We start from the raw sequence: 19290 nt of genomic DNA, 5'->3' as shown, positions 1-19290 counted from the left end.
CCTCCTATGTTTTAATACAGTTTCCCTGAAAAGATTAAAAATCCAAATGCTACGAAATGGAACGTTATGATAATACTCATTACAGTTGTAAATTGATTTTGCCAACGTGGTGGATGTTGTTTACGCCATCTTTCGTAATAACCATAACCTATAAATAATGCAGCATGATACATGCCATACAAAATATAATAGCTTTCGATACCATGCCAAATTCCCATGATAATAAAATTTAAAGAAAATGCGATATTAGACATCGCAAATTGACTCTTTAATAATCTTTTCTTAGACATAAAGAATAATGCTCTCATATAAATACAATCTCTAAACCAAAATGATAATGACATATGCCATCTGTTCCAAAAGTCTTTAATATTTTTGGCTTTAAATGGCTGATTAAAGTTTTGCGGAGATTTAATACCATATAAATAGCTAAATGCAATCGCAAACAATGTATAACCTGCAAAGTCAAAGAACAGATATAAACTATAAGCATACATATATAACCATTTTGCAGTAAATCCTGTTAAATCCATTAATAACGGGGTAATTGCGTATACGTGAAGTAAGTGTGCAATAATAAATTTATATAAAAAGCCAAGCATAATATAATGAATCGCTTTTTCCACTAATGCTCTATACGCCTCACCACTTGGTGCTACACGATCATCTTTGACAAAGCGTTTATATCGATCAATTGGCCCAGATGAAATCGTTGGGAAGAATGTAATAAATTGGACAACTTTCCAATGATCAATTTCTTTAATTGAGCCATCTCTGATTTCCATTAATAATTGGACACTTTTAAATGTCACATAAGAAATACCTAAGAAACCTATTAATTCGACTACCTTACTTTCATGAAATTTAATTTGTGCAGTACCTAATAATGAACTTTGCATTACTTTAACAATAATCAATGGCAAGATTGACAGTGTTATCACCATAAAGAATTTGCTAAATGTATTTTTAACAAAACGTGATTTCCAATAATACATAATGATTAATACTTGCCAGACGACATATATAATAAAGTTAACAAAAGCTACACTTAACAATGGTTGATCAAAGAAATTATGTTTTGTCGATGAGAAAATAAGTTCAATCATAAATAATGTGCTCAGACCATTATAAATATGACTTCTCTTACCTAAAAACCCTAATATTATAACCGGTAATAATACGATGAATGCAATGAGAAAGAACGTAAATGTGCCATATGGTGTCATTATGTAAAGTCCTCAGCAATCTGTTTACGGTCTAACTTACCATTATGAGTCAATGGTAAACGGTCAGTAAACATAATCTTTTTAGGTATCATATATTCAGGCAGGTGTTGCTTTAATTCCGCTTTAATTTCATGAATAAATGCCTGCTCATCAGTCATCTGAGTTATGGTATCCGCTGTTATTATAACGGCATTAATATGCGTGACTTTATTGTCACGATAATTCGGAACAACCACTGCCTCTTGTATAGAAGGTGATTGTCTTAACTGAAACTCAATTTCTTCTATCTCCATTCGATAGCCATTTAATTTAATTTGAAAATCTAATCGACCATTGATAAACCATTGATTATCTTTGTACTCAGCTTTATCACCTGTGTAATAATTACGAATTTCATTGTCATATCTAAATACGGCATCTGTTTTTACTTTGTCTTCTAGGTAACCTTTACTTAGAGCATTCCCTGAAATAATTAACTCTTGTTCAGAAGTTAAATGTAACTGTGTACCTGGTCTAGATTGACCAACTGGTAATGGATTGTACTTGGCTAGTACTTCCTCGTTTATCAAAATGCTTGTGACAGCAACAGTGGCTTCTGTTGGACCATAAGTATTATAAATATATGCATCAGGAAACTTTTTAGATAACATTTTTGCTGTTCTATGTGCCAAAATTTCACCACAGAAGAAGAATTCTTTTAGGCTTGGATATTGTTGTTGGTCTAACATTGGTAACATTAAACACATTTCCATAAACGAAGGGGTCGACACCCACACATTAATAGTGGCTTGTTGCAACATATCATTTAATAGCTTTGGTTTATTTATCATTGCTTTATCTACTAAATTTAATGTTCCTGTAGTAGCTAAACATGGATAAATAGCCATTACTGATAAATCAAAGGAGAATGGCGCCTGATTGAGCCATTGCTGTTTAACCCCTAACTGATTTAGTTCCACCATCCACTGTGTAAACTCATTTAAGCTATCGTATGAAATTTGCACGCCCTTCGGTTCTCCCGTCGAACCTGATGTAAAAATAGTATAAACGATATCATTGGGCTGCATTTTACTTTCAAATTCACTGACCTCTTCGTGATCAATAATGCATTGAACATCAAATATCGTTATATCGGAAAATGGCAGTATCGCTTCAGATGTATTAAGTATAAATTCTGGCTGAACCTTATTTACAATTGCCTCTACCCTATCTTGAGGTATAGAAATATCTATTGGTACATAACCACATCCTGCCTTAATAGCTCCAATCATACCGACAATCATAAAAGGTGACATATGACCATAAATCACTACAGGTCGACTTGATTTAGCAATCATATCTGCACATTTATTTGAATAATGATTTAATTCACCGTAAGTTAATGATTCATCATTATATTTAATCGCTATTTGATTCGCATCGTTTTTATTATTTTCAATTAATGATTGAATAATGTCTTTCATAGTTGTCTCCTTCATTAAAATTCATTATAAATAAAGTTATTTTGCGTATCTCCAGTTCCATAAATCAAATAAAGCGCAATAAATATTACTACGTATAAGATAGTAAGCAACCATGGTTTAATTTTTTCAATGGTGTGCTTTTTATCATGATTCATATGTCTGAGCCTCCTTTATAACACGTGCAAAATACTATATTCTATTTATCTGTTTTCTAATATATTTTAACACATATGTAATTAAAATATTTTTTATTTACTGTTCATAATTATACAATCAATTTCCCATCTTTACAATTAAATCCATATTTCTTCAGCTAACAAAAATGTTATATTAAATGCTTTGCGTTTAGTTTTATTATCTATAATTCATATATCTATTGTTATTTTGAAGTTAGAAACAACATAAATATTAGTCTTTTATGGATATATATACATACTTATCCAAGATAACTTCCACTTATATATTGCTTATTTTTATTGTATTTTTAGTTTAGCAATTGTTTTTTGAAATATTATTGATAAAAAGCCAATCACTTTTCTGATTTTTATAGACATGCAATACTTGATTTTATTTATCCACTCGTAATATAGTCTTTTTCACATAAAAAAAACTAGCAGAGTTTAAGTAACTCTGCTAGCAATATTTATACATAGTATAATACAAAAAATAATTTATTATTTAATTGGTGTTTTCGCATCTTTGCCACTTAAGACTAGTCTAATATTATCAATACACAACTGTATCATACGGTTTCTAGTGATGACTGATGCGCTACCAATATGTGGTAAGACGAGTGCATTTTTCATAGATAATAATGGGTGTGACATATCAATAGGTTCTTTTCGTAATACATCTAAGCCACATGCAGCAATCTCACCATCTTGTAATGCTGCAACTAATGCTGTTTCATCAACGACTGCACCTCGTCCAATATTGATAAAAATAGCATCATTTTTCATCTTTTTAAATGCTGCCTCATTAAACTTGTCGCGTGTTTCCTCAGTCAACGGTGCTGTACAAACAACGAAGTCACTATGTTCTAATAATGTATCAAACGATACATAAAGCGCACCCAAACTTTCTTCTGCCTCTACCTGTCTGCTACGATTATGGTACATAATATTAACATTAAAGCCCTTTAAACGTCTTGCAAATGCCTTACCAATATCTCCCATGCCAAAAATACCTACTTTAGCATTATATAGATCTTTACCTGCAAGTAAATAAGGTCCCCAGCTTTGCCATTCGCCATTTTGAACATACTGTTCCGCTTCAATGATACGTCTTGCTACAGTCAACATTAAAGTAAAGCCTAATTCTGCGGTAGTTTCAGTTAGAACTTCAGGCGTATTAGTTGCTACTATCCCCTTACTGCGAACAAGTTGCACATCTATATTATCGAAACCAACTGCCATATTTGCAATAACCTTTAATTTTGGCGCGTGTGCAATAACTTCTTCATCTATCGTTTCACTTAATGTAATAAAGCAAGCTGTCGCATCATTCAATGCCTCTAAAAATTTTTCTCGTGGCATTGGTGTGTAGGATTCATTCCATACCTCTACATCTGCAAATAATTCTAACTGATCTATAAATGGTTGCGGAATCTTTCTTGTTACGATTACTTTTTCCATCTAATCACCCCTATTGTTCTAGCTCATTAATAACCTCATTTAAATCTTTAAAGCTATATGTTGGTGGTACATCTTTTTGTTCAATTTCAGCTTTAGTTGTTACGCCCGTTTGAACATGAATCGTGTCGATACTAACATTAATGCCTGACAGTATATCCGTGTCATATAAGTCACCCACCATGGCAACATCATCAGGCTTAATTCCTAATGATTCCAATTGTTCTAGTGCTTTATGCATAATAATTGGTTCTGGCTTTCCAATAAATGTTGGTTGGACGCCAGTAGATACTGAAACCACACTTGTAATCGCGCCATTACCCGGTAAGAAACCACGTTCTTTCGGAATAGAAACGTCTTTATTCGTCGAAATAAATGTTGCCCCATTACGCACACCTAATGTTGCTGTAGCTAATTTTTCATAAGTCACCGCTTCATCTAAACCAATAACAACATAATCAACAAATTCATCATTTTTCAATTGTAAACCATGACTCGTTAATGCTTTTTTCAAACCTGTGCCACCTAACATATATACTGATGCTCCTGGTGAAGCTTCTGAAATATATTCGGCAGTCGCAAGTGCAGAAGTAACCACCTCAGTAGCTTTGGCATCTAAGCCCATTGACGATAATTTTGTCGCTACTTCTTCTGGTTCTTTCGTTGAATTATTTGTTACATATAAATGCGGTATTTGATGCTGATTTAAATATGATATAAAGGCCTTAGCGCCATCTATTGTTTCATTACCTTTATATAAAGTTCCATCTAAGTCAATTAGATATGCTTTGTAATTTTTCATTTCTATTTATTCTCCTTTTTGACCAAATGCAGTAATTGGTACATTCTCGTTCTCTAAAAATTGCAATACTTCAGTAATAAATTGCTGATAGTACTGTACTGACTTATCAAAAATTGGAATAAGTTCTGTAGTATTCAGTTCATCATAGTAATGAACAAATTGCTTTCTAACTTCAACAGTTTCATTAATATGTTGTTGTGTGTCCTTTGAAATGACACCTTCTAATTCTAAGATATCAATAACATCTTTATAATTACCTGGATCTCTCAAAATAAATCCATCAATAATCATATTACCTATATCCACTGATGATTCAATCAACATTTGAGCTATGCGTTCAAATGCATAATGATTATGTTTCTGCTGTGGATAATCGCTAAGTAATTGTTGTAAGTAATTTAATTTAGCATTTAATTGTTCTTTGTTTACGAAATACATACTCGTCACCCCTATCTTGTTCATCATACCATAACTTTACAGGTTAATTCATTTCCAGTTATACTAATTATTAACGCTTTATTAAACTTAAAAATATTAACTTTAATAAATACACCTTAAGGAGCGAATATAAATGATAGATATGTATTTATATGATGATGACGAATCAGCACAAGTACAATTTGTTGGGTTTGTGGGCGAACACAGCCGCTATGATTTAATGTTAGTACAAACCAATCGTCATTATGGTAAAACGATTGTCTTGAATATGCAAACGAATAAATTTGGCATTATCGGTACGGATGATTTAGAAGAGGAAGGTTATATCGCACATATCCTCGGTGTATCAGAAGAAGAAGGAAATGAAATTTCTGAATATCTCAACGAAGTCATTCAATAAATCAGCGATTTGATTTTAAACACAAACTTCGTAGGAGTAAGATTCATTAATACATTAAATAACATTAATAAAAAAACCAAGCGTCAATTGACATACTTCATACAAAGTAGACATTTAAAAATGAAAACCTTGAATGAAGCAGTTCAAATTATAGACACTTGGTTCTTTTATTTTTCAGGTTGTTGGATGCTAGGTTGAATCTTGACGTCTTGAAGTTTATTACTTTCAATAATTTCATCTTCCTGTTGTTGCTGAGCTAACTTATCTTTGATTTCTTTTTCTGGTATGTGTCTCAAGATGAAATAAGGACAACCAAAATTGCAATATTCCAATAAATAATCTTGAATCGTTGAGAAACGTTTACTAAGTTCTGCCTTTTTATTGTGATCACTATAAAAACCTTTGAGTCTCAATTGTTCATATCCAAAATCACCAACAACATAATCATACTTATCTAATATATCTGAGTAACGGTTGGCAAATATTTCTTCATCAAAACAGTCCCTATAATCTTCAACAATTTCAAAATGTTGTTCATTTACCTTTATCATTGTACTCACCTAATCTATCGCGCTCTCCATTATAATATGATTGGAATAGCTTAAAGTTTTAATAAAGACTTAGCTCATTTAATGTAACATTGTCGGCATACATTAAAATTGAACTAAGTCTTTGCATTAATTATTTAGTTATTTTGTAGTTGCGTCTTGCTTAAGTTGTTCTTCACCTAAACGTTGTCTTTCTTTTGCCGCTTCATTAACTTGTTCATCGGCATGATAAGAACTACGTACTAATGGACCAGCTTGACAATGTTTGAAACCTTTATCCATTGCAATTTTTCTTAATTTACCAAATTCTAATGGTGTATAATACTTTTCAACTTTCAAATGCTTACGTGATGGTTGTAAATATTGACCAATAGTTAAGATATCTACATCATTAGCACGTAAATCATCCATAGTTTCAAGTATTTCTTCATGCGTTTCACCTAAACCAACCATTAAACTTGATTTAGTAGGGATATCTGGTTGTAATTCTTTAGAGCGACGCAAGAATTCTAATGTACGATCATAAGTTGCACGCGCACGAACTCTTGGTGTTAAACGACGCACTGTTTCAATATTGTGGTTTAAAATATCTGGTTTAGAAGCCATAAGCGTTTCTAATGCTTCATAGTCGCCACCCATATCAGATGGTAAAATTTCAATAGATGTATATGGATTACGTTCTCTTACTTTGCGGACTGTTTCTGCATATACATTTGAACCAGCATCTCTTAAATCATCACGCGCAACAGCTGTAATTACAACGTGCTTTAAGTTCATTAATTCAACTGATTCTGCCACGCGTTCTGGCTCTTCTAAATCTAATTCGTTTGGTAATCCTGTCTTAACCGCACAAAAACGGCAAGCTCTAGTACATACTGCACCTAAAATCATAAAAGTAGCAGTACGTCTTTCTCCCCAACACTCATGTATATTCGGACATTTTGCTTCTTCGCAAACTGTGTGTAAATTCTTTTCACGCATCATTTTCTTAAGACCAGTGTAGTTTTCGTTTGTGTTTAACTTTATCTTCAACCAATCCGGTTTACGTAAAATTTCTTCATTTTTAGTAGCCATAAACGCACAATCCTCCTGAATTGAAATCTGTATATATTATAACGAAATTCGGGGCAAATTTAAATGTATATTGTCCATCTTTTAATATTCCAAAAGTTTCTCTTTAAATATATCACGTAGAAACTCAGGCATTAAATATTCAATTGCATGTTCCTTTAATGTTGGGAAATAACGACCAAATGTATACATATCGACGGTGCCTAGTGTATATGTTGTATCGTCATCAATTTCCTCCCCATTTATAAAGAAACGAGATTCAGATTGAATGATGCCAATATTAAATAAAATATAACCACCAAATATATCTCCTCTAAAACCTAATCCTTGTGCAAATTCATTGATATACTCTTGCTTTTGACTTTTGATGATGACTTGCTTTAATTCCTGTCCAGTTAATCTAATGCGCACCAAATTAATCGGATGTGGAAGCATTTGATGTATATCATACTCTGTAACTTGATCCGCTTCAATGCCTTTTACGATTAATCCCGCATTAATAATCGTACAATCCGCATTGGTAAATTCAAATACACTCTCTGCTAACAAATATGCTGATTGCGTGATTACATCTGTTCTTCTAGGTAAATATACTGGATGATCAACAACTGGGTCACTCAAGAGTAAGCGCCCTTCTTCTTCATAGTTGGTTTCAACTTTTGGTAATTGTGTCACTGGATATAACGTTGCTTTTTTATTTATAATACGCTTATCTTCTATATCTAAAGTAACTTCACCAAGATAGTAGCCATACTTTCCTGCGGCCGCCATCAACACCCCATTATTCATCTCTCCATTTAAAAAGTGATGATGTGTATGACTGCCTAAAATAAGATCTATTTCTGGGATTTCTTGACATAATTTTTCATCAAAAAACACACCAACATGACTCATAATTATAAGTATATCATAGGCACCTTCATTTGCACTGATTTCATCTTTAATAGCCTCTAATGGATCTGTAACAACCCAATCTAGAGCACGATAAAACGGCGTGAATTGTGCAGTTGCAGCCACAAATAGAATTCTAACACCTTCAATTTCTTTAATGTAAGAAGACTGAATATGATTTGGTAGATTACCTTGTTCGTCGAATACATTCGCACAGGTAATTGGAAATTGAGCATCATTATATAATGCATTTAATGCATCATGTGAAATTGTCATTCCTTCATTATTGCCAATCGTAGCTAAATCACAATGTGCTTGATTCAATAATTCAACATTCTTTGTCCCCATAGTTGCTTCAGTCACAGGTGCTGATAAATCAACATGGTCACCGATATCAAGATAGAGTGAGGGATGATTTAATTTAGGTCTTTCTTCATTCAAATATGCTGATATGTTTGCATATTCTTGAAGGTGACTATGTATATCATTCGTATGATAGATTGTTAACTGCATCGCTATTCCCCTCCTCAAGTATTATAAAAATGACTTAATTATTAGATATATACCCATTATTAACATAACTGTGCGTAATAATGTTACAACTGTATCTGATTTAATTGAATGATTAATCTTAACTCCTAACTTAGCACCAAAGTAACTTGATATAATCAATACAATAGAGTAAATCCAGGCTACATGACCTAAAGCAATGTGTCCTGCAGAACTCATCACACTTGAAAAGAAAATCATCATCATACTTGTTCCAACTGCCACATGTGGTGGAAATCTAAATACAATTAACATTAACGGCGTCATTAATGCACCACCACCGATACCAAACAAACCTGTTAGGACACCTATAAATAGTGTTGCAATAAATGCCACGACCGGTGGCACACTATAATGAAACGTCTTACCTGTACCATCCACATATGTTTTTTCATATTTTGGTTTATTAAATATTTTTAGTGGCTTAATATTATTTCTAACCATTAATAATATTGAAACAAAGATTAAAAATATCCCAAAATATAAATTAAATGACTCTAACGTTAAATAACGGCTTAAGATAGAACCAATTAACGAACCAGGTAATAAACCAAATAAAAATATAGAACCATTTTTCACATCCACTTGTTTAGTCTTTAAATACCCTAACGTAGATGATAATCCCGTTACAATCAAGATTACTGACGAAGTACCTATTGCAATTTGTGGTGTAATACCATGTAAAATATCATTATCCACGCCTAAATAAACAAGTGTTGGCACAATAATTATTCCACCACCTATGCCTACCAACGATCCTAAAATAGCTGATAATGCACCAATTAATACCAATAACACTATAGTTAACATCAAATCTCTCCTAAAATAATTTCAATTGCTTTGGTGCGAGTCCTTCATAATCTATTCCTAATAATTGTTGATATTGCTTAGCATTATTTGCTGCATGACCACCAGAATTATTATTAAACACAACATAAATCCTTTTAGCTTTATGCTCTAAAACTTTAACTTTATTAACTAATTCCATCAATTCTTTATCACTGTAATCATAAAGATATCTAACATCTCTCCACGCTTCATCTGTCATATCCTTTTTCGTCCAACCATTAGTATTACGCCCATGATATCGTACAAATGCAGTTTCATGCGTAATACGATTAATTAAAGGTATAGAACCTTGGCCTACTTGCGGTTCATCACAAACTGCATGAATCAGTTCATGGTCAGTCAAAAATGCTAATGTTTGCTCTTTATACTCCTCATTAAACCAAGACTGATGTCTAAATTCTACACATACTGGAAATGACTTTAATTGTTCTCGAACATAACGGATGTATGCAATATTTTTAGCAGTACAATCAAACCAAGGTGGAAATTGAACTAATACCATTGCTAATTTGTTAACGTCTTGCAAAGGTTTAATCATAGCAATAAACTGATCAAACAATGCTTGTCTCGTTTCTGCAAAATCATGATAATCAGCATGTAACGTTAATGCCTGGTGAATTTTCACAATGAATTCAAATCTTTTAGGCGTTTCTCTTATCCACTTATTAATATTTCTCTCCGGCTGTATTGCATAATATGAAGCATCTAATTCTACTATTGGAAAATGACTCGCATATGTAAGTAATTTATCTGATTTTCTTTGCAAGTCTACATAGAGTGAATCGTGATCTCCCCAACCAGTTAATCCTATATTTATCATAATATCACCACATTAATGATACCATATCTGAATTAAGGTAATCACTTGATAAATTCTAAATCATCATAACTTTACAATGTAAACAGAATAACATTTAATCTGCAGTTGTTTTTGAATTTAGTTAAAAAGAAAAGAGCAATCGCTCCTCTGTTTAGTAAAGTTAATACTAACCCTAATGCATACAATGCAATTGAATCATTGTAATAACAATCACTTTCAATTTTATTGTATTTGAGTGCTTTGCTCTTTTACAAATATATTCAGTTATAGTCTATAAAATTCACTTTAAATCAAAGTTTCTGTGTGTCGGATGATTTGTTGCATCAATGTAGATGCCGAAACTGCACGCGCCAATCTTGGCGACTGACCACTCCATAAATGCGTCCATTTTGTATCACCATTTTGTGCCGATGCCTTTCTTATAGCATTTGTAAGTTGATTCTGAATTGGATAATCCGGGATGTCATCATCATATCTATTCATATTATGAATGAAATCATTATCAATACCTCGCGCTGGCTTGCCACTAAAGACCTTGGTAACTACCGTATCCGTTTCTTTACTTTCTTGTATCGCATTTTTATATAACGTTGAAGCTCCACTTTCTTCAGTAGTTAAAAACGCTGTACCTAATTGGGCACCTTTAGCCCCTAAAACCATGCTCGCAATTAATCCTCGCGCATCCATTATTCCACCAGCAGCAATCACTGGAATATTAACAGCATCTACAATTTGTGGCACCAATGACATTGTACCAACCAAGGGTACTTGATCACCTGCAACATATGTAAATGACCCCCTATGACCACCAGCTTCACTACCTTGTGCAATCACCATATCCATCCCTGCTTGTTCATTCGCAATAGCTTCTTCAACTGAAGTCGCAGTACCAATTAATTTCATATGATTTTGCTTTAATTTATCAATAATTGCACCATCAGGTATACCAAAGGTAAACGAAACAATAGGTACATTTTTTTCTATTAATAATTCTATTGCAGTATTAAATTGTTCTTCTTCACTAATATTAACTGTAGGTTCTTCAAGGTTCAACGCCCGTCGATAAGGTCGTAACCAAGCATTCATTTTTTCAACCTTTTCAGGTAAATATAACTTATCACTTGGCACAAATAAATTCACTGCGAATGGTAAGTCTGTTAATTCTTGGACATGTGTAATTTCTTGATCTAATTTATCCGTTGTAAAGTAACCAGCACCTATCGTGCCTAACCCTCCACTATTACTCACTGTTGCTACTAACTCAGGCGTTGTACTCCCTGCCATACCAGCTTGGATAATTGGATAACGAATACCTAATTTCTCTGTGACATCATTTGTTAATTTCATGAAAAAACACCCCTTTAAAGATCTCCACAACGATTATTAATCTAGCACTTATTTTTATAATATGCAGTGAGTTGCTGTTTCAGTTTTTCTCTTTCTTCTTCATCCATCTCATCTTCGATTTCCATACCTAACATTTCCTCAATCAAATCCTCATGTGAAACGATAGCATCCGTTCCTCCATATTCATCTAATACAATTGCTAAGTGCTTACGAGACACTGTCATTTTTCTCAACACCCATTCCGCTCTATTATGTTCATTGACGAATAATGGCTCTGAAATATAGTTAGAAATATCATCTGAAGTCTTTCTACTCCAAGCTAACAAATATTTTGAGTGAAAGACACCAATAATATGATCAATATCTTCATCGTATACCGGATATCGTGTATACGGATTGGAAACTACAGTTTCATATGCCTCTTCATAAGAAATATCAGAAGGAAACGCAGTAACATTTATCCTAGGTGTTGTATCAATATCTGTAATCTTTAACTTTTCAAAATTCATGACACCTTGTATGCGATTTTTCTCAACTTCATTAAACGCACCTTGACTCTCTGCAATCGTAACGATTTGTCTAATTTCTTCCTTAGAAAAACGCTGCTCTTCCTGTGAATGATTCGGCACCATATTTTTAATTATCTTAGTTAATTGATTTAAAATGATAATGAGAGGCTTTATTACAAAAATATAACCTACAAGTATCGGATAAATCCATCGTGTGGTCTTCTCTGGATAAGCCTCAGCAAAAGCCCTTGGAACAACCTCACAAATAATAATGACGCCTATAATAGCAAGTAATATCGTTAATATCATGTTAAATTCCCGGTTCTCAGACCACAAAGTTACCAAAGAAATTAAAATAATATTAGCAACATTTTTACCGATAACAATAGCTGTTAAATAGACACTTGGTTTATTTAATAGCTGATAAATTTTATTTGCTTTATTTTCCCCTTGTTCAGCTTTTGACTGTAGCTTCATCCTATTTACAGCAGATAAAGCTGTCTCGCTGATTGAAAAGAAGATTGACGCAAACAAAAGTATGATTATGGCTATAATCATCTATGCATTTCTCCTTTTTAATTTAACAAAATGTTATTTTCTTTTAAACATATATTCCCATCATACACTTTTACTAAACGCTTAGCTATAGGCATACAATCAAATTTAGCATGACGGTTATAAATGACTTCATAGTATAAATTGATACAAAAAACACGAGACCATACTATGAATTCAATACCATTTCGACAATGGGTATCAAATGTGTATGCCTCGTGTTTTTCTTTAAATTATAAGTGTTAAATGTGGAGATACAATCCTATCCGATTGATCCTTCCATTTCAAATTTGATTAAACGGTTCATTTCAACTGCATATTCCATTGGAAGTTCTTTTGTAAATGGTTCAATGAAGCCCATTACAATCATTTCAGTTGCTTCTTCTTCAGAAATACCTCTACTCATTAAGTAGAACAATTGCTCTTCAGAAACTTTAGAAACCTTCGCTTCGTGTTCTAATGAAATATTATCGTTAAATACTTCATTATATGGAATTGTATCAGAAGTTGACTCATTATCTAAAATTAATGTGTCACATTCGATATTTGAACGCGCACCTTTTGCTTTACGGCCAAAGTGAACGATACCTCTATAAACAACTTTACCGCCATCTTTAGAAATAGATTTAGAGACGATTGTAGAAGAAGTGTTAGGCGCTTTATGAATCATCTTCGCACCAGCATCTTGCACTTGTCCTTTACCAGCAAATGCGATAGATAATGTGCTACCTTTAGCACCTTCACCCATTAATACACAGTTTGGATATTTCATAGTTAACTTAGAACCCAAGTTACCATCTACCCATTCCATATTTCCGTTTTCATAAACTAATGTACGTTTAGTAACTAGGTTATAAACATTATTAGCCCAGTTTTGAATTGTAGTATATCGTACATGTGCATCTTTGTGTACGATGATTTCAACAACTGCTGAGTGTAGTGAACTTGTTGTATAAACAGGCGCAGTACAACCCTCAACATAGTTTACTGATGCACCTTCATCAGCAATGATTAAAGTACGTTCGAATTGTCCCATATTTTCAGAATTAATACGGAAATAAGCTTGTAATGGTGTATCTAATTTAATGTTTTTTGGAACATAAATAAATGATCCACCAGACCATACAGCTGAGTTTAATGCCGCAAATTTATTATCTGCTGCCGGAACAACCGTTGAGAAATATTGTTTGAATAGTTCTTCATTTTCTCTTAATGCACTGTCAGTATCTTTAAATATAATACCTTTTTCTTCAAGTTCTTTTTCCATATTATGGTAAACAACTTCTGATTCATATTGAGCTGAAACACCAGCTAAATATTTTTGTTCAGCTTCTGGAATACCTAATTTATCAAACGTACGCTTGATTTCTTCTGGTACTTCATCCCAAGAACGTTCAGTATTTTCAGATGGTTTTACATAATAAGTGATATCATCAAAATCTAATTCTGATAAGTCTCCACCCCACTGTGGCATTGGCATCTTATAGAATTGCTTTAATGATTTCAATCTGTAATTAAGCATCCATTCTGGTTCATCTTTCATATTTGAGATTTCTCGAACGATATTTTCTGTTAATCCTCGTTCTGATCTAAAAATGGAAACATCTTCATCGTGGAAACCATATTGATAATCTCCAACATCAGGTGCTTTTTTAGCCATTTCAATCACTCCTTTTATATATTTAAAACGACTTCTATTGCAAACGCTCGTCTATTCTAAGCATGTATTATAACTTGTCTGTTCATTTTCTAATTTTAAGTCTTGCTGTTACCCTTAGTGTGAATGGAATTTTACACAATGTCAACGTGTTGTGCTTAATTATTCCTCATTACCTTCTTTTTCGACTGTGCCTTTTTCTAATGCTTTCCAAGCCAGTGTGGCACACTTGATTCTTGCAGGGAATTGAGAAACACCTTGTAATGCTTCAATATCTCCCATATCTTCAGTAATTTCATAATCTTCGCCCAACATCATTTTTGTAAATTCTTGACTCATCTTCATTGCTTCTGCAAGTGAATGACCTTTTACCGCTTCAGTCATCATTGAAGCACTAGACATTGAAATCGAACATCCTTCACCATCAAATTTCGCATCCTTAATGAAGCCATCTTCTATATCAAATGTCAGATGAATACGGTCACCACATGTTGGATTATTCATATCTACCGTCATCGAACCATTATCTAATTTCCCTTTGTTTCTTGGGCTCTTATAGTGGTCCATAATTACAGAACGATACAATTGATTTAAATTATTAAAATTCATACGAGAAAAACTCCTTCGTCTGTTTCAATGCTTCAACCATTTGATCAACGTCTTCTTTCGTATTATAGATATAAAAGCTAGCACGGGCAGTTGAAGATTGATTCAACCATTTCATTAACGGTTGTGCACAGTGATGTCCCGCTCTTACAGCAACACCTTCTGTATCTACTGCTGTAGCCACATCATGCGCATGTACGTCACCTAAATTAAAGGTAATAACACCTGCACGACGTTCTTTCGGAGGACCATAAATTTCAATATTCTCGACTTCTAACATTCTATCGTAAGCATATTGCGTTAACGTTGCCTCATGCTCATGAATCGCGTCAAAGCCGATACTTTCCAAGTAACGAATCGCCTCAGCTAAACCGATTGCTTGTGCAATTAAAGGCGTTCCCGCTTCGAATTTAGTTGGTAAATCTGCCCATGATGCATCATACTTACCGACGAAATCTATCATGTCACCGCCAAATTCAGTAGGTTCCATTTGATTTAACAACTGTCGTTTACCATAAAGTACGCCGATACCTGTTGGTCCAAGCATTTTATGTCCACTAAAGCTATAGAAATCAACATCTAAGTCTTGCATATCTAAATCCATATGCGGTGCCGCTTGCGCACCATCTACACTGATAACTGCACCATGTGCATGTGCCACTTCAGTGATTGCTTTAATATCATTAATAGTACCAAGAACGTTAGAAATATGAGCAATTGCTACAATTTTAGTATTGTCATTAATTGTAGCCTTAACATCTTCAATGTTTAATTCTCCAGTTTCTGTCATTGGTATAAATTTTAAAGAAGCATTTTTACGTTTAGCTAATTGTTGCCATGGCACAATGTTTGCATGATGTTCCATCTCTGTAACCACTATCTCGTCACCTTCAGAAACATTAGCATCGCCATAACTATGCGCTACTAGATTAATGCTAGCAGTTGTACCTCTCGTAAAAATAATTTCCTCAAAGTATTTCGCATTAATGAAATTTCTAACTGTCTCTCGTGCATTATCATAACCGTCTGTCGCAAGTGAACCTAAAGTATGAACACCACGATGAACATTAGAATTATAACGTTTATAATAATCGTCAATCGCTTCTATAACTTGAATTGGCGTTTGACTTGTCGCTGTTGAATCTAAGTATGCCAATCGCTTACCATTTACTTGTTGGTCAAGAATTGGAAAGTCTTTTATAATTTCATTCACATTTAATAATTCGGTCAAATTATCCTCAGACCTTTCTTTATTAAGAATCTATAATCAGTCCTTTGTTAAGGTGAAACATCATTATGCTAAACCAATACTTTACTACAGCATAATCGTTTCTTTCATGACTATTGTCCTAACATTACTCTGATTGCTTAACTATTTATTATTTGTTTACTTTTAATTCAATAACTTCACGTAATTGACGCTTAACGTCCTCAATAGGTAATTCACGAACAACAGGGTCTAAGAAACCATGAATAACAAGTCTTTCAGCTTCTTCACGTGAGATACCACGACTCATTAAATAATACAATTGTTCAGGGTCAACACGTCCAACTGATGCTGCGTGACCAGCTTCCACATCATCTTCATCGATAAGTAAGATTGGGTTCGCATCGCCACGTGCATTTTCAGAAAGCATCAATACACGAGATTCTTGGTTCGCAATTGATCTTGTACCACCATGTTTGATATAGCCAATACCATTGAATACAGTAGAAGCATTTTCTCTCATTACACCGTGTTTCAAGATATAACCATTCGTATCTTTACCATATTGTACAATCTTAGAAGTTAAGTTGATTTTTTGGTCTCCAGTACCAACGACAACTGATTTCAAGGCACTTTCTGAACGGTCACCAATTAAATTAGTTGAATTATCAATAATTTGGCTACCTTCGTTCATTAAACCTAACGCCCAGTTAATCGTTGCATCTTCAGCTGTGATACCACGTCGAATAATGTGTCCAGTGAATCCTTTATCTAAATAATCCACAGAACCATAAGTGATTGTAGAATTCTTTCCAGCATTTACCTCTGAAATGATGTTAATTTGATTACCTTCACCACTTGCAGTAGATAAATAGTTCTCAACGTAAGTTACTTCAGCACTTTCTTCAGTAGCGATAATAACATGATTGTATAGACTAGCATTAGCATCGTCATGTAATACAACATATTGTATAGGGTTTTCTACTACAACATTTTTCGGTACGTATACAAACACACCACCGTTAATTAATGCAGTATGCAAAGCAGTTAATCTATGTTCATCTAGAGCAACTGTTTCTGTCATTAAATATTGTTTAACTAGCTCTGGGTGATTTACCAAGGCTTCTGATAGACCTTCAACGACTACACCATCTTTTGTAGCTGATTCAGATACTTTTGAAAAAGCTAATGTATTATTGTGTTGAATAATTAGATTATCAGAATTTTCTACATCTATAATTTCTTTTACTGCATTTGGTAATTCTTCTAATGACTGGAATACACTTCCAGTTGTTTCATGTTGTTTAAATGAGTCGAAGTCCCATCTATTAATTTTCGTTTTATCTGGTTTTGGCATTTCTAAAGTTTCAGTTAATTTCAACGCTTCTTTACGTAATTCTGTCATCCAAGCTGGCTCATTATGGGCTTGTGAATACTCAACAAGTTGCGCTTCAGAAATGTTTAAAGTTTCAGTCGTCATACTTTTTTCCTCCCATTTGATGATCGTATGATTTAAATCCTTTGGCAATAATGAATGCCTTAAATCTTCATCTTATTTTTTGCATAAAAGTTCAGATTTATTCTGTAGCACCGTACTCTTCTTTAACCCATTCATAGCCTTCTTCTTCAAGACGTTTTGCTAATTCAGGACCGCCTGAAGTTACAACTTTACCACCGAACATTACGTGTACGTGATCTGGTGTAATATAGTTTAATAGACGTTGATAGTGAGTGATGATTAATGAACCAAACTCATCTCCACGCATTTGGTTAATACCTTTTGAAACTACTTTAAGTGCGTCGATATCAAGACCTGAGTCGATTTCATCTAAAATAGCAAATTTAGGTTCTAACATCATTAATTGTAAGATTTCGTTACGTTTTTTCTCCCCACCAGAGAAACCTTCGTTAAGATAACGTTGTGCCATATCTTGATCGATATCTAAGAAATCCATTTCTTTGTCTAATTTTTTAATGAATTGCATTAAGTTGATTTCTTCGCCTTCTTCACGTTTCGCATTAATAGCTGAACGCATGAAATCTGCATTTGTTACACCTGTGATTTCAGATGGATATTGCATAGCTAGGAATAATCCTGCTTTTGCACGTTCATCAACTTCTAATTCTAAAATGTTAACACCGTCTAATAATACTTCACCTTGAGTTACTTCGTAGCTTGGGTGTCCCATGATAGCTGATGATAATGTTGATTTACCAGTACCGTTTGGCCCCATGATTGCATGTATTTCACCAGTGTTGATTGTTAAGTTAACACCTTTTAAAATCTCTTTATCTTCAATAGACACATGTAGGTCTTTAATTTCTAATGTAGATGGCATACATATTCCCTCCGTAATATATGATATGTTTTTCCTTACTAGTTTATAATAATTTTAATCTACAGTCAAAAGACTAAAATCATATTACAACTAATAATTATAACGTAGTTACATCCGAATATAAACCTTTTCAAGCGCTAAATTAAAATAGTTCTTAAAACACAATGATTTTTGATAATGATACTAAGAATTGATTAACTGATAAAATATGAAGTAATGTTCTCAATACTATAATTTAGACATATAAATCAAAATATGCGCTTATCATAGAATCAATACACACTCATTAATAGAATGTAATAATTGAATTTGCTCATTTAATTTTTGTGTATTTTAACTATAAAATTCATTCTTTACATTAGACTTTTATTTTTGATTTATT

At 33.3% G+C, this 19290-nt stretch carries 19 protein-coding genes; 1 reads left to right on the top strand and 18 read right to left on the bottom strand.

Going from position 1 to position 19290, the window contains the following annotated elements; translation table 11 throughout:
* Positions 1-11 precede the first annotated feature (11 nt).
* The 6 genes from dltB to SH09_RS11320 form a co-directional block, all read right to left on the bottom strand.
* Positions 12-1226: a D-alanyl-lipoteichoic acid biosynthesis protein DltB gene (gene dltB / locus SH09_RS11345; protein WP_042739760.1), complete on the bottom strand. Its 1215-nt coding sequence runs from the start codon at positions 1224-1226 to the stop codon at positions 12-14.
* Positions 1226-2689, bottom strand: a complete 1464-nt coding sequence (dltA, locus tag SH09_RS11340) for a D-alanine--poly(phosphoribitol) ligase subunit DltA (protein ID WP_042739759.1) — start codon at positions 2687-2689, stop codon at positions 1226-1228. The genes dltB and dltA overlap by 1 nt, the downstream gene beginning before the upstream one ends.
* A 14-nt stretch (positions 2690-2703) precedes the next feature.
* Positions 2704-2844 (bottom strand): teichoic acid D-Ala incorporation-associated protein DltX, encoded by a 141-nt coding sequence (locus tag SH09_RS11335; RefSeq protein WP_042739758.1) that lies wholly within the window; start codon positions 2842-2844, stop codon positions 2704-2706.
* 519 nt (positions 2845-3363) lie between these two features.
* Complete coding sequence (locus tag SH09_RS11330; protein ID WP_042739757.1) at positions 3364-4323, bottom strand: 2-hydroxyacid dehydrogenase; 960 nt, start codon at positions 4321-4323, stop codon at positions 3364-3366.
* A gap of 10 nt (positions 4324-4333) precedes the next feature.
* A complete protein-coding gene (locus tag SH09_RS11325) occupies positions 4334-5122 on the bottom strand; it encodes a TIGR01457 family HAD-type hydrolase (RefSeq protein WP_042739756.1) in 789 nt (262 codons plus the stop codon).
* 6 nt (positions 5123-5128) lie between these two features.
* Entirely contained in the window at positions 5129-5560 is a 432-nt protein-coding gene (locus SH09_RS11320) for a DUF86 domain-containing protein (RefSeq protein WP_042739755.1), read from the bottom strand.
* A 133-nt stretch (positions 5561-5693) separates the two neighbouring features.
* Here SH09_RS11320 and SH09_RS11315 point away from each other — a divergent pair, with 133 nt between their 5' ends.
* The gene (locus tag SH09_RS11315; RefSeq protein WP_042739754.1) at positions 5694-5960 is read left to right on the top strand and encodes a DUF3055 domain-containing protein; all 267 of its coding nucleotides are present in this window, start codon (positions 5694-5696) and stop codon (positions 5958-5960) included.
* Positions 5961-6127: 167 nt separating this feature from the next.
* Here SH09_RS11315 and SH09_RS11310 read toward each other — a convergent pair whose 3' ends face one another.
* The 12 genes from SH09_RS11310 to sufC form a co-directional block, all read right to left on the bottom strand.
* Positions 6128-6511 (bottom strand): YutD family protein, encoded by a 384-nt coding sequence (locus SH09_RS11310; RefSeq protein WP_042739753.1) that lies wholly within the window; start codon positions 6509-6511, stop codon positions 6128-6130.
* Between the two features lie 138 nt (positions 6512-6649).
* Positions 6650-7582: a lipoyl synthase gene (gene lipA, locus SH09_RS11305; RefSeq protein WP_042739752.1), complete on the bottom strand. Its 933-nt coding sequence runs from the start codon at positions 7580-7582 to the stop codon at positions 6650-6652.
* An 81-nt stretch (positions 7583-7663) separates the two neighbouring features.
* Complete coding sequence (locus SH09_RS11300) at positions 7664-8983, bottom strand: bifunctional metallophosphatase/5'-nucleotidase (protein ID WP_042739751.1); 1320 nt, start codon at positions 8981-8983, stop codon at positions 7664-7666.
* 21 nt (positions 8984-9004) lie between these two features.
* Positions 9005-9832 carry a sulfite exporter TauE/SafE family protein gene (locus SH09_RS11295; protein ID WP_042739750.1) on the bottom strand — a complete coding sequence of 276 codons (828 nt, stop codon included), beginning with the start codon at positions 9830-9832 and terminating at the stop codon, positions 9005-9007.
* 7 nt (positions 9833-9839) lie between these two features.
* Positions 9840-10688, bottom strand: coding sequence for a DUF72 domain-containing protein (locus SH09_RS11290; protein ID WP_042739749.1), 849 nt, complete (start codon positions 10686-10688; stop codon positions 9840-9842).
* A gap of 285 nt (positions 10689-10973) precedes the next feature.
* Positions 10974-12035, bottom strand: coding sequence for an NAD(P)H-dependent flavin oxidoreductase (locus tag SH09_RS11285; RefSeq protein ID WP_042739748.1), 1062 nt, complete (start codon positions 12033-12035; stop codon positions 10974-10976).
* 41 nt (positions 12036-12076) lie between these two features.
* Entirely contained in the window at positions 12077-13102 is a 1026-nt protein-coding gene (locus SH09_RS11280; RefSeq protein WP_042739747.1) for a hemolysin family protein, read from the bottom strand.
* Positions 13103-13361: 259 nt separating this feature from the next.
* Positions 13362-14759 carry a Fe-S cluster assembly protein SufB gene (sufB, locus tag SH09_RS11275; protein WP_042739746.1) on the bottom strand — a complete coding sequence of 466 codons (1398 nt, stop codon included), beginning with the start codon at positions 14757-14759 and terminating at the stop codon, positions 13362-13364.
* 159 nt (positions 14760-14918) lie between these two features.
* Positions 14919-15365, bottom strand: coding sequence for a Fe-S cluster assembly sulfur transfer protein SufU (gene sufU / locus SH09_RS11270; protein ID WP_042739745.1), 447 nt, complete (start codon positions 15363-15365; stop codon positions 14919-14921).
* On the bottom strand, positions 15355-16593 hold the full coding sequence (locus SH09_RS11265) for a cysteine desulfurase (protein WP_042739744.1): 1239 nt from the start codon (positions 16591-16593) through the stop codon (positions 15355-15357). Before SH09_RS11265 ends, sufU begins: the two co-directional genes overlap by 11 nt.
* A gap of 148 nt (positions 16594-16741) precedes the next feature.
* The gene (gene sufD / locus SH09_RS11260; RefSeq protein WP_042739743.1) at positions 16742-18049 is read right to left on the bottom strand and encodes a Fe-S cluster assembly protein SufD; all 1308 of its coding nucleotides are present in this window, start codon (positions 18047-18049) and stop codon (positions 16742-16744) included.
* 97 nt (positions 18050-18146) lie between these two features.
* Positions 18147-18908, bottom strand: coding sequence for a Fe-S cluster assembly ATPase SufC (gene sufC / locus SH09_RS11255; protein ID WP_042739742.1), 762 nt, complete (start codon positions 18906-18908; stop codon positions 18147-18149).
* Between the last annotated feature and the right edge of the window lie 382 nt (positions 18909-19290).

It is taken from the genome of Staphylococcus gallinarum (genome assembly GCF_000875895.1).
GTDB classification, from domain to species: Bacteria; Bacillota; Bacilli; order Staphylococcales; family Staphylococcaceae; genus Staphylococcus; species Staphylococcus gallinarum.
This window is presented reverse-complemented; position numbering and strand designations above follow the sequence as displayed.

Bases quoted from the DNA above. Each gene is read 5' to 3' on its own strand.
- SH09_RS11280 (WP_042739747.1), bottom strand. From the start codon at position 13,102: ATGATTATAGCCATAATCATACTTTTGTTTGCGTCAATCTTCTTTTCA.
- SH09_RS11315 (WP_042739754.1), top strand. From the start codon at position 5,694: ATGATAGATATGTATTTATATGATGATGACGAATCAGCACAAGTACAA.
- SH09_RS11320 (WP_042739755.1), bottom strand. From the start codon at position 5,560: ATGTATTTCGTAAACAAAGAACAATTAAATGCTAAATTAAATTACTTA.
- dltA (WP_042739759.1), bottom strand. From the start codon at position 2,689: ATGAAAGACATTATTCAATCATTAATTGAAAATAATAAAAACGATGCG.
- SH09_RS11325 (WP_042739756.1), bottom strand. From the start codon at position 5,122: ATGAAAAATTACAAAGCATATCTAATTGACTTAGATGGAACTTTATAT.
- SH09_RS11300 (WP_042739751.1), bottom strand. From the start codon at position 8,983: ATGCAGTTAACAATCTATCATACGAATGATATACATAGTCACCTTCAA.
- sufU (WP_042739745.1), bottom strand. From the start codon at position 15,365: ATGAATTTTAATAATTTAAATCAATTGTATCGTTCTGTAATTATGGAC.
- lipA (WP_042739752.1), bottom strand. From the start codon at position 7,582: ATGGCTACTAAAAATGAAGAAATTTTACGTAAACCGGATTGGTTGAAG.
- SH09_RS11290 (WP_042739749.1), bottom strand. From the start codon at position 10,688: ATGATAAATATAGGATTAACTGGTTGGGGAGATCACGATTCACTCTAT.
- SH09_RS11330 (WP_042739757.1), bottom strand. From the start codon at position 4,323: ATGGAAAAAGTAATCGTAACAAGAAAGATTCCGCAACCATTTATAGAT.
- SH09_RS11310 (WP_042739753.1), bottom strand. From the start codon at position 6,511: ATGATAAAGGTAAATGAACAACATTTTGAAATTGTTGAAGATTATAGG.
- sufD (WP_042739743.1), bottom strand. From the start codon at position 18,049: ATGACGACTGAAACTTTAAACATTTCTGAAGCGCAACTTGTTGAGTAT.
- SH09_RS11335 (WP_042739758.1), bottom strand. From the start codon at position 2,844: ATGAATCATGATAAAAAGCACACCATTGAAAAAATTAAACCATGGTTG.
- sufB (WP_042739746.1), bottom strand. From the start codon at position 14,759: ATGGCTAAAAAAGCACCTGATGTTGGAGATTATCAATATGGTTTCCAC.
- dltB (WP_042739760.1), bottom strand. From the start codon at position 1,226: ATGACACCATATGGCACATTTACGTTCTTTCTCATTGCATTCATCGTA.
- SH09_RS11285 (WP_042739748.1), bottom strand. From the start codon at position 12,035: ATGAAATTAACAAATGATGTCACAGAGAAATTAGGTATTCGTTATCCA.
- sufC (WP_042739742.1), bottom strand. From the start codon at position 18,908: ATGCCATCTACATTAGAAATTAAAGACCTACATGTGTCTATTGAAGAT.